We start from the raw sequence: 10,624 nt of genomic DNA on the forward strand, positions 1-10,624 counted from the left end.
ATAATTATAATCGTTCTCAAGGTTTGGAGTTGACGGATGAAGTATCTCCTAACTAATTAAGAATACCGGCAGGCATAGTGGTCGTAGATTGATAAGTCAATAAAGGGGGGGAGAGCTGGGACTTGTGCAATCCATAATAAAGAAGCGACTGGCATTGTTTCTTCTCTTAGTTCTTTTTTTATCAACATCCTTGGGTGAAAGCGTGAGTTTTGGCAAGTGTCAGAGATATGTAAAAAAGACTGGGGGACGCTTAGAGGTGGACCTTGGGGGAGGCTTTGGCCTCTTCAAAGGGCAAGTCGGTGTAAAGATCGGCCCTGCTGAAGTAAAGAGACTGGCCGATACCTCCCTACTTAGTCTTGATATCGTCCAGCACTACTATTGCATGCAGGCCGAAGAGGCAAGAAAGCGGGCAAAAAAGACTAGGGATGAAGGTGAAAAAATAACTTTCACCAAGCGTGCAAACGATATGCAGGAAAAAAGGGATGAAGTCTTTAATACACTTTTAGAACTGAACAAAAAACTTTCAGAATTCTCACTTAAGCCATCAGATTCTGAAAAGATTACATCAGACCTCGTTGACTCATTTAGAGAACATAAGAAGGAAGTTTTTGAATACGGGGAGGGAATTTCAGACAAGAATGTGACGACAGCCTTAAAAGAGTTACATCTGGCTTATGATGAGGCAAGCCCTTTTCTAATAAAGATGGAAATAACCGACCCTCCCGATGGAGAGAAAGTTGGAATGACTTATATCGTGAAAGGAGAGGTTTCAGATCCGACCTATCAGGTGTATGTATTAGTACACCCCCTCATGACGGACACTTGGTGGGTACAAACCATTCCAGAGGTCAGCCCTGATGGCACCTGGCGAACACGTTGCTATTTTGGGACAGAAACGGCAGGTATAGGTGAACCTTTTGAGATAATTGCCCTAGCCGCCACTGAAAAGAATCTATTACATAGCGGACAGACAATACCGGTAGGTAGGCTTCCAGAAACAGCTATTAAATCAAGGATTATACAGGTAGAACGTACTCAATAGCGAAATAAAGTCGTTTTAATGCCTCCCTACTTATGCTACATCTTCATTGGCGTGCCTTAACTATATAGGGCAAGGCGGGAGAATAGGGAACTCGTCATGATGGGCAATCTGAGTCCAGCGTTCAAAGATCATGACCTGTTGCTGCGTGAGGCACCTAAGTTCCGGTCTGATCCTTCCCTTGTGCTGATCTTTGAGAAGTTCCCAAACAGGAATGACCCGTTATGCCTTGACCCCTTGGTCATAGTTCGGCGCTTCCTTCTTGACGTTGGTGGGAGACTGCAGGCAGGGACGTTAGGAGAGTTGGCAATCTTGATGACGATGGAAGCATCCGCAAACAACGTGAAGGTTTCATACGTTTGAATTTTGGCAAACAGACCGCCCAACGAGGCGCTGCACCTGACCGCTATTCCGCTGCGCTCCATAGCGGCAGGTGAGCTTTGTCGTTGGGCAACAAGAAAAAGGAGGAACCGCAATGATCAAGAAGCAAGTGTTCACTATTGCTATAGCCATGATGATGGTATTCCTTATCCTTGGCAGCGATAAGACTATGGCACAAAAGGTTGAGGCATCTGCGAAAACTTCAGAGAAAGCAACCAAAGCTAATTCAGCAGTTCTTACAGCGGGCGGAACCGCATATGTGCGAGTCAAGCAGTATTTCACATTGTCTGGTGAACCGACCGTGAGAGACTCTCTTGGAGGGATCGGGTATGTGCTAAAGAATTTGAATCCAGCGGGTGCTGTAGCAATTATCGCAAAGCCGACAGAAAACGACGCCACCTTTTCCTTTGGCGATGCAGTAACGCTAATTGAGAAGAAGGACGGTCTTCCCACTATGTGGCTTGTGGCCAAAGCTCAGACAAAGGTTTGGATACCTGCTTATGTCCTCACAGCTAACAAGGCAGAGATTGATTTTTTGAAGGAGAATAACAGGATTCCAGAAACAATGTCTTACATCTATGATGACGAAGGGCGGAAAGTGTGGGGTGTTTTCATTGGTGGGTTCGGCAACAGCTTTGTCGTAGATTCTTACGGCATGGTGTTAATGGCTTACGCAGAAGGCACAAGTCCCTTCGCTATCAAAGGCAATGCAGTTGTATTTGATGAGTCGGTGATGAAAAAGACATGGGAAAAGCCTCCTGTATTTAATAGCGCAAAAAAGGCATTTAAGCTAACTCCATCCTGTTTGTATTATTGCGTTTCTGAAGGTGACAAGTCAGCTTTTGAGTGTATAGACTTGGTCGAACTTAAGATCTCTAAGTAATATCAATAATGGCCTTGAGAAATTAAAGGGGACGGAAATTAGGGGTGGTTATGGCATATAGGCTCCAGCCAGATGTGAGCCAGCCTGGTAGGGTGGACAGTGTCCACCCTTGTACAAAACTAACGCCAAACAAATAGGAGAAAAGTAATGAATCAAGTAGTTAAAGAAACCAAGTTCATCGTGTTGCCAAAGAACCAATTTTGGACAAATTCCGCCCACACCTTTTGCCCACCCGGCAGATGTTGTCTATAAGGGGGTAGCCGTAAGTCTTTGTCAGTAAAGGTTCGGCGCGTGGTTCAGCCTGGTTAGAGCGCGGCGTTCGGGACGCTGACTTCAACCCTTTTTAGAATCGTTTCCCGGCGTCTGAAAAAACTAGTAACCATATTCCCCCTCTTCCTCCAAGATGACTTCCTTTCTGTATCGCGAAACAATGCCGCTCCTGGTCACAATGCCTACAAGTTTCTTCGGGTCTTCCTCGCTTACCACAGGCAGGCAATTGGCATCCAGCATTCCGAACTCCGCGAATACGAAAAACAAATTGATCGGCTCATCTATAAACTCTACGGCCTTACGCCGGAGGAGATTAAACTTGTTGAAAGCTTCTCTAATTCCTGACCATGAAAAAAAATTTAGCGAAAAGCGAAAGACATTTAAAAACACTTACGACACGAGAGGCGTCAGAAAGCACCCACCTTTTGCCCGCCTGGGGTTTGTTGTTAGTATGTTCAATTCTCTGCTAAAAGGCAGTAAAGTGGAGTCCAAATGCGTTTATTGTGGGAGCACGGAAACTCACTATGCGTTGCGAGGAATGATTACGGTTCCTGCTCCCAGTGAAAAATGTACCTCACTACCCTCAGTCAGCCACTCCTTTGAAAAGGTAGTAAGCTTGATGTTGTCATACTGCAGGACATATTGATAAGTAGCCCCTATATATGCCCTTTTACGAATCCTCCCCTTATATTTTCCATCCTTGCCAAGCTGGATAGAGTCGGGGCGAAAAAGGAGCAAGACCTTGCCTCTTGTTAACCCTTTTGTATTACACCTTAATTGACCAAAGGGTGTGTCTACTAAATCCTTGTTAACGGCCTCAGCCTCGAGAATATTAGAGTCTCCAACAAACCTTGCTACAAATTCTGTGGAGGGATGCGAATATATCTCCTCAGGAGAGCCTATCTGCTCTATCCTACCATGGTTCATCACGGCAACCTTACTGGCTAGAATAAAGGCCTCTTGCTGATCATGGGTAACATAAAGTGTGGTTATCTTTAGTTCTTCCTGTAATCGTGGTATCTCTACCCTTAATTCTTCCCGCAGGTGTACATCCAGATTAGAAAGTGGCTCATCCATAAGCAGCATTCTGGGCTCAGGGGCAATAGCCCTACCTATCGCCACTAACTGCTGCTGACCACCAGAAAGACTGGAAGGATAGGTACCTCCATATTTTTCTAATTTTAACTTATTGATTACATCCTCAACTCTTTTCTTCCTGGCAAGCCTACGAATACCGACCGCCTTGAGACCAAACTCTATATTCGCCTGAACCGTCATATGAGGCCATAGGGCCTGGTCCTGAAACACCATGCCTAGATGTCTAGCCGTCGGCGTCATCTTGTTTCTGCCCTTGGTACTGGCCAGTCTGCCATCAATCCAAATCTCTCCTTCGTCAGGTGTTTCCAATCCCGCTATCATCCGCAAAGTGGTAGTCTTGCCACAACCTGTTGGACCCAAGAGTGCCAATGTTTCACCTTCCTCAATACTAAAGGTTATTTTGCTAACTATGGGCACTCCTTTAAATCTCTTGGAAACTCCCTTTAAAACCAGCATAGCCGTGTTCTAACCAGATGAATAATGCCTAAGAACATCCCTACCGGCACAAGCACTATAACTACCAACAATACGGAGACGGCAGCTACGACATTTGTTGGGCTGTTTGCCATTACAGTAAACAATGCTATGGGAAGTGTCTCCTGACCAGGTGGATATACCAGAATGGTCGTCCCAATCTCTCCTACACAAAAGATAAAAGAGAGAAGCCAGGTAATCATAATGCCACTCCCTACAAGGGGTATAAGTATCTTTCCCTTAAGTCTCCACCAGCCTGCCCCCGCGACCTCAGCGGCATCTACCAAATTATTAGGGACCTGTCTGTAAGAATCTGCCATGGTACGCGCCGCAATAGGGGCAAACCTGGCTACGTAACCTATAATAATTATAATAAATGAGCCATACACGAATTGGGAAAATCCATCCGGCCTATTCCACAGTCTTATCAGGCCTACACCAATTACAGTGCCTGGTATGGCAAATAACATTACCATGGAGAATTCCATACCCTTACCGATGTAAATCCTAGCCTTTTCAGAAAAATAGCCTATGGCTAGTCCCAATAGTGTGATGAGGCTTGCCCCAACAACACCAAAGACAAGGGTATTCATTATGCTTTGTCTCGTGAGTAAAAAAGCCTTCTTATAGGCATCCAGAGACCATGAATCCATTACCAATGTTACCAGTGGAAAGACTACCACCACTGCCAATATTAGACAGCAAGCAATGACACACGGTATCTTCCACCGTCCCAGGAGATATTTATATGTTCTAGTATTAGTTCCTCTTCCCAGGGCCTCAAATGACCTACCCTTTAAATATATCCTCTCGACCACCATAAGTGAGACAGTCACACAGACTAGTGGTATGGAAAGGGCCACCGCAGCTTTTTCGTTATAAAAGGCGCTAAATTGGGTAAATATCTGGGTAGTGAGTACCTTTATATCAAGTAGGAATGGCACACCAAACTCAGACAGCGTCAAGATAAACACAATAAGCATCCCTGAAAATATACCCGGAGCGGCAAGTGGAAGCAGGACTTTCGTTATAACTCTGCCTCTTCCTTCAAAGATAAGACCGCTTTCCTCCATGTGGGTACCCACCCTTGAGAAGCTTCCTTCTGCTATCAACATTATGACGGGAAAGAAGGACAGTCCCAGTACCATAGCCCCACCAAAGGCACTATACATAAAGCTGGAAATCATATCTGCCGTCACGAATGGTATGCCTGAAATGAGGTTGTTTAGCAGGCCAGTCTTTCCCAACAGGTCGGCCCAGGCGAGACCGTAAATATACGACGGTATAATAAAAGGCACAAGAAAAAGTATTCTGTAAATGCCCTTAAACGGTAAGTCGGTTTTGCCAAAGAGAAAGCCCGTAAATATCCCTAAGATAGTCGAAAGTGTTGTAGTTAAAAAAGCAAGAAGTAGTGAGTTAAGAAAGAACAGGCCTGTCTTGTAGTCTGTAAACACTTCTTTATAACTTGAGAAAGAGGGCCTTCTATCTACCACAAAAGAGTCTCCAAACATCCACAGTATAGGCAGAAATACTAGGAAGAAGATGAGTGCCGCGGTAAGACCAAAGATTATCTTCTTTGTAATGGATGCCTCCTATACTCAATAGCCGGACCACTTTTTTAGATATGGGTATATCTCTTCCAGCTTATTGGCTACTTCTCTGTAATCTACCTCGGATTCCTCTATATCCCTAATAGTGACTATGTTTTCTGGTCCCGTAACCCAGGGACGGAGGGGTATCTGCACACATTCTGCATGAGCAAGCTTTTCCTCTACCTCTGCGCTGAGCAGGAAATCTAATAGTCTTTTTGCATTCTCCGGATTTGGCCCATTCTTTATCATGCAGACCATATTGGGCATTAGAAGCGCCCCCATACCTTCCTGGTCAGGATAGATCATACCTACGGGAGCGCCTTCCAGCATAGCCACATTGACATCATCTGTATCGGTTATACCTGCCGCCACCTCACCTCTTGACACTAGCCTCCTCACCTCACCATTAGAGGAAACTATCCTGACATCATTGGCCTTTAACGCCTCAAAAAACTGCGTGGCCTCTTCGTCTCCCAGGATCACAAAGAGTGCGGCTGCATGGATGGTTGTGGTACCAAAAAGGGGATTTGCTATAGCCACCCGACCTGACCACCTAGGCTTTAGAAAATCGAATATAGATTTTGGTATTTCTTTGGGTTTTACCAAGTTTTTATTATAAATAATTGCTCGTACCCTGGCAGAAAAACCCGTCCAATAACCTTTCTCATCCTTGTATATGTCAGGTATATCTCTGGCATTAGGAGATTTGTAAGGTTCTAGCATACCCCTTTTCTCCAGGAGTATTGGCCTGACAGGGTCGCCGCTCCAGAATACATCCGCCTGCGGGTTACTTCTCTCGGCAATGAGGCGGTTGACTATACCGGTACTTTTTGCCTCCTCAGTATCAAAGATTGCTTTTACCTTAATACCACTTTCCCCCTCAAAGTCTTTAAGGACAGGCCCCGAAAAGAGTCTGTCCACAGAGGTATAGACCACCACTTCCTGACCCACTACTTCTACCTTTGACAAGCTCGAGAAAACTGTCAGAAAAATTAGCGTGACAAAATACTTTCCCATCACTCTAAAGCCTTCACAACAAGGTTATCAAAATAGGTAATGGAATCGGCCTTTGTCCAGAGGCCGATTTTGCCTTTCTCAAAAGTGTTATCTTTCACTTCTAAATAAAACCTATCATCGTAACAACACAGAATTTTATCTCCATTATTTATGATCTTAATGGTATGCCATTCTCCCGGTGTAACTTTTAGATGCGCTGAGTCTAGTTGCTTGCGATTACCATTTACCACTTTGTAAACCCGGAAGTTATTTTCTAAAGGATTGGCCCGGGCAACATAGTAGTTATCAGGGTCTTGATAACGCCAGATTGGGCCACCCCCTTGGTCTTCATCTCCTGATACAGCCTTGAACTTCACTTCTAGTTCAAGGTCACCATAATCTGTATTTTCGATCACAGCTAAGTTGAAGTGATAGCCAGAGTTTTCATTTGAGGTCTGTGCTAATACATGAGGCGGGGTAAGGGCAGTTTCATCCTCAATTATTTCCCAACAGCCAAGATTTCCCATACCAGTTACCTGATTTGAAAATCCTTTAGGTAACTTCCCAACGCTTTCTTTATCAAAACTCCATAATGGGTCTTCAGTTCCACCAACAAATCGTAAAGTAATTGCCTCCGGGGAGACCGAGTGTTCCCAGTAGAGTTCGTCGTCGAGAACAGCAATAGCGCAGATGTTATCTTTGGTTGAATCAATTACAGCGTCATCATTGTGACCTGTATTGAACTTGCGCGACAACTCCAGTGTCCATTTCTTTCCGTCATGCGTTCCTTTACCGAGAACATCCGCCAGGCTGCCGGTAGGCTGACGATGTTCAAAGGAATCTACTAACTTACCCTTAAAGGCTATTGGTTTGGATTTCAAGTGGTAGGAAGACGTTCCCCCATCCAGAATACGTGCGATATAGACCTTTCCATGTCCACCCATTGAGTATTCGTGCCCACCACGGATTGGTTTCTGACTGATAATGTGTCGCTTATCGTCCACCCAACCCACGGGGTTACCACGTCCAGCCTTCCAGTGCCATACATCTGCAGTGTACTCGTGAACCAATGTCAACATAGAAACGACGAAGTCCCCTGTCATGGGAAATTCTATGGCAAACTGATCATCAGGGTTCGATGGCCGTTCATAGTCTTTCTTCTCGTCGTTCCAGACATACGGATCCCGCAAGTCATCCCTGGTGTCATCAGGCCATTGAGCCATTACATAAAAGGCATCATTGGTATGAAGGGCACGAAGGACTACCGGTTTTGGGTCACCACCTCCTATAGCTTCCCTCACCATAACAGTGAGGGGGTTAGCTTTTTCCCAAATCTCATCCATCTTCCCGTCTATAATTGGTGGCGTCTTTGTATAAGAGGACTCCAAAACGGGAGGCGTAATCTCAGCGCTCCATCCATATTGAAAACACAGGTGTGAAAGAACAACTACTGATATTACAAATTTTATCATACTATGGCTCTTCCTCCTTTATTAGACTTGTTAGTATCAAGTATGGGCCTGCTGAAAATCTGTGTAGGTACAGATCGTGCCGGAGGCATCCCTCCTACATTTTTTGGCCCATTTTGGTGGTTCGGCAACAGCCTCATTTAACACACACATTTAAACCTGTTAAAACCCCATTTGCCATACCGATTCTAACCCCTTGGAAGTTGGTATTGGAACCCCTGGGTGCTTCAAGGTTTAACCTCCCATCTTCTCCTCCGGGCTGGCCTTCTCCCTGCAGTCTTGTTCCCCTATCATGTTATCCACCACCGCCTGCCAATCGGTGGCAATGTATTCTGTTTTCTCTAAAACCCTTTCCAACGGATGGCATAGAGAACATTTGTCCTTGAAGAGCAAAACACGTTCTTTCGCTTTCTCCTCTAGGGCAACAACGGTAAACAACAAGCCTGTTAAAAAGTGTACCCTCATGCCCTTTTCAGACCTTTATACAGGTATTCAAAAAATTGGATACCTTCCTCTAGCAGGATGTTATCCTCGTCATATATATCCATTATCCCCTTTAACAGGAGAATAACCGCCTTCGCCTCCTCCTTCCCATACTTACCATCCTTGAGGTCGGCATCGTGGACAATCCTAGAAATTTCCCATGCGGCAGGGTCTTTGATGCCAAACCTCTTTAGCATGGTCTCTATAGTGCAATCATCCCCATGATGACTGAATTCGACCCCCACCATGTCAAAAGGTATAAACCCGCCAGGCAGTGGGTCTCCTGCCTTTTGAAAAGAGAAATTGGCCTTGGGGTCAATAAACCTCCTTATAAACCAGGCAGTAGCTAACCTGTCCACATGAGGTCTTTTGCGCGTTATCCACCTTTTCTTCCGAAAATCCTCCTTCCTCAGTGGGGTCAACACACCGGGATGCTTTCTTTGTCTTTTAGCCTCTACAGCCTTTGTGCAACGGAGGAAGAGCTTCTTAGTCTCTTTAGCGAGCGGAGCACTGAAAAAGTCTATCTCCGCCAAAGTCTTTAGTTTTTTTTCTATAGGAGTTAGCTCCTTATTCAAAACATCTCCCTCGGCAGCTGTTTTTTCCTTCCCTCGAGTAATCTTTTTGAGGAGGGATTCACATGCCGTTATTATTCCCCGATAGTCCGCATCTCTTGCGGTATTAAAGAGCCCGATAATGTCTTGATCCTCTAGGTTCTCTATGCCGTTTGTCTTCACCAGGGTGGCCTCTCCCCCCACGGACTGAATCTCCTGGCCTAGCCATTGGAAGTTCTCGTAAGTCCTCTCAGTTAAAGGGAGGATATAAACGGAATTCTTCAGGGAAACTGCCCCAAGTTGCCTGAATTTCCGCCACAGCCTCATCCTTTCCTTAGAGGCCTTCACGGGTAGGCTGTACATCAACAAGATCCACTGTAGTGTCATGTTATACGTATACCATATGTAATAGATAATACAATATTTTAGTTGAATTCCACACAATGTCAAGTATAACACTTACATTGTTACTAAGTTACTAAACAGGTTGTATAAGGGGGAACCAAAAATGAGATGGGCCATATTCTTAATATTGACGCTTTTGCCATCCCTTTCCTTTGCACAGGGGGAATGGGGTGGGCCTCTGCAGTCCTTATCTCAACAGGAAAGGGTGGAAATGGTAACTCTCATATTTAAGATGCACGTATATGACCTTGACCAAGCAAAGCACAAGAAGTTCTGGGAAATAGCAGATTCCCATAAATGGTCCGAAAAAGAGTTGCCGGAGTTGTTTGATAGGCTTTTCGGCAGAGGTACTGTGCGCCAGCGGTATATGCTACGGGCGGTCCTTAGTGCGTATGAAAAGAAGAAGGATACAAAGAGTACTGAATTCCAGGAGTATGAGGCCAAATTAGTCAAGTTGGAAGTAATCGCCCCGGAGGAAATAAAGGAGTCCGATGAATTTATTTATAAAGTAGCTCACGGAGAACCCGTGGTAATTGAGGGCCTTTGGGGAGACCCTTGGGCAGAGCCCATATTCAACGATCATTGGGCAGAAAATTACCGCGCCAATCTTGACATCATAGATAAGTACCACAAACAATCCCTGCAACTTTTTGATAGGAACTGGAAGGGTGAGTAGAAAGTAATTCTTAATTGTTCCTACGGAAACATACTGAATTCATCGTCTACAAATTAAGCCGCTAAATTTCTCGCTAAATATTGGGCTAATTGGTTTCATAATTTTGTGCTTCCCTATTTCTTCTTCCAATATTACCTAAAATCTTGTATTTCTAGTTATTTACCTTATTCTTGAGAGTAAGCTCACAACAGTTAATGCGTTCGGGACGCTGACTTCAACCCTTTTTAGAGTCGTTTCCCGGCGTCTGAAAAAACTAGTAACCATATTCCCCCTCTTCCTCCAAGATGACTTCCTTTCTGTATCGCGA

Annotated in this window: 10 protein-coding genes; 3 read left to right on the top strand and 7 right to left on the bottom strand. The window is 44.9% G+C overall.

Translation table 11 applies throughout. The annotated features are described in order from the left end of the window. The first annotated feature begins 124 nt into the window (after positions 1-124). Entirely contained in the window at positions 125-1,042 is a 918-nt protein-coding gene (locus NOU37_07275) for a hypothetical protein (GenBank protein MCQ4575027.1), read from the top strand. A 472-nt stretch (positions 1,043-1,514) separates the two neighbouring features. Continuing rightward, on the top strand, positions 1,515-2,303 hold the full coding sequence (locus NOU37_07280) for a hypothetical protein (protein ID MCQ4575028.1): 789 nt from the start codon (positions 1,515-1,517) through the stop codon (positions 2,301-2,303). A gap of 372 nt (positions 2,304-2,675) precedes the next feature. Here NOU37_07280 and NOU37_07285 read toward each other — a convergent pair whose 3' ends face one another. From NOU37_07285 to NOU37_07315, 7 genes are all read right to left on the bottom strand, one after another. Further along, positions 2,676-2,840, bottom strand: a complete 165-nt coding sequence (locus NOU37_07285; GenBank protein ID MCQ4575029.1) for a hypothetical protein — start codon at positions 2,838-2,840, stop codon at positions 2,676-2,678. Positions 2,841-3,095: 255 nt separating this feature from the next. Continuing rightward, positions 3,096-4,127 carry an ABC transporter ATP-binding protein gene (locus tag NOU37_07290; protein ID MCQ4575030.1) on the bottom strand — a complete coding sequence of 344 codons (1,032 nt, stop codon included), beginning with the start codon at positions 4,125-4,127 and terminating at the stop codon, positions 3,096-3,098. Next, the gene (locus tag NOU37_07295) at positions 4,115-5,638 is read right to left on the bottom strand and encodes an iron ABC transporter permease (protein ID MCQ4575031.1); all 1,524 of its coding nucleotides are present in this window, start codon (positions 5,636-5,638) and stop codon (positions 4,115-4,117) included. The genes NOU37_07290 and NOU37_07295 overlap by 13 nt, the downstream gene beginning before the upstream one ends. Positions 5,639-5,743: 105 nt before the next feature. Then, positions 5,744-6,754 (bottom strand): extracellular solute-binding protein, encoded by a 1,011-nt coding sequence (locus NOU37_07300; GenBank protein MCQ4575032.1) that lies wholly within the window; start codon positions 6,752-6,754, stop codon positions 5,744-5,746. Beyond that, positions 6,754-8,205: an ethylbenzene dehydrogenase-related protein gene (locus NOU37_07305; GenBank protein MCQ4575033.1), complete on the bottom strand. Its 1,452-nt coding sequence runs from the start codon at positions 8,203-8,205 to the stop codon at positions 6,754-6,756. The genes NOU37_07300 and NOU37_07305 overlap by 1 nt, the downstream gene beginning before the upstream one ends. 231 nt (positions 8,206-8,436) lie before the next feature. Then, positions 8,437-8,667, bottom strand: a complete 231-nt coding sequence (locus NOU37_07310; GenBank protein MCQ4575034.1) for a hypothetical protein — start codon at positions 8,665-8,667, stop codon at positions 8,437-8,439. After that, the gene (locus NOU37_07315; GenBank protein ID MCQ4575035.1) at positions 8,664-9,599 is read right to left on the bottom strand and encodes a chromate resistance protein; all 936 of its coding nucleotides are present in this window, start codon (positions 9,597-9,599) and stop codon (positions 8,664-8,666) included. The genes NOU37_07310 and NOU37_07315 overlap by 4 nt, the downstream gene beginning before the upstream one ends. Before the next feature lie 145 nt (positions 9,600-9,744). On the opposite strand from NOU37_07315, the gene NOU37_07320 reads away from it, so the two are divergent. Further along, positions 9,745-10,317 (top strand): hypothetical protein, encoded by a 573-nt coding sequence (locus NOU37_07320; protein MCQ4575036.1) that lies wholly within the window; start codon positions 9,745-9,747, stop codon positions 10,315-10,317. Positions 10,318-10,624: the final 307 nt, after the last annotated feature.

The sequence above is a fragment of the Candidatus Bathyanammoxibius amoris genome (assembly GCA_024451685.1).
Lineage (GTDB): Bacteria > Planctomycetota > Brocadiia > Brocadiales > Bathyanammoxibiaceae > Bathyanammoxibius > Bathyanammoxibius amoris.

Bases quoted from the DNA above. Each gene is read 5' to 3' on its own strand.
- NOU37_07280 (MCQ4575028.1), top strand. From the start codon at position 1,515: ATGATCAAGAAGCAAGTGTTCACTATTGCTATAGCCATGATGATGGTA.
- NOU37_07315 (MCQ4575035.1), bottom strand. From the start codon at position 9,599: ATGTACAGCCTACCCGTGAAGGCCTCTAAGGAAAGGATGAGGCTGTGG.
- NOU37_07305 (MCQ4575033.1), bottom strand. From the start codon at position 8,205: ATGATAAAATTTGTAATATCAGTAGTTGTTCTTTCACACCTGTGTTTT.
- NOU37_07310 (MCQ4575034.1), bottom strand. From the start codon at position 8,667: ATGAGGGTACACTTTTTAACAGGCTTGTTGTTTACCGTTGTTGCCCTA.
- NOU37_07320 (MCQ4575036.1), top strand. From the start codon at position 9,745: ATGAGATGGGCCATATTCTTAATATTGACGCTTTTGCCATCCCTTTCC.
- NOU37_07300 (MCQ4575032.1), bottom strand. From the start codon at position 6,754: ATGGGAAAGTATTTTGTCACGCTAATTTTTCTGACAGTTTTCTCGAGC.
- NOU37_07290 (MCQ4575030.1), bottom strand. From the start codon at position 4,127: ATGCTGGTTTTAAAGGGAGTTTCCAAGAGATTTAAAGGAGTGCCCATA.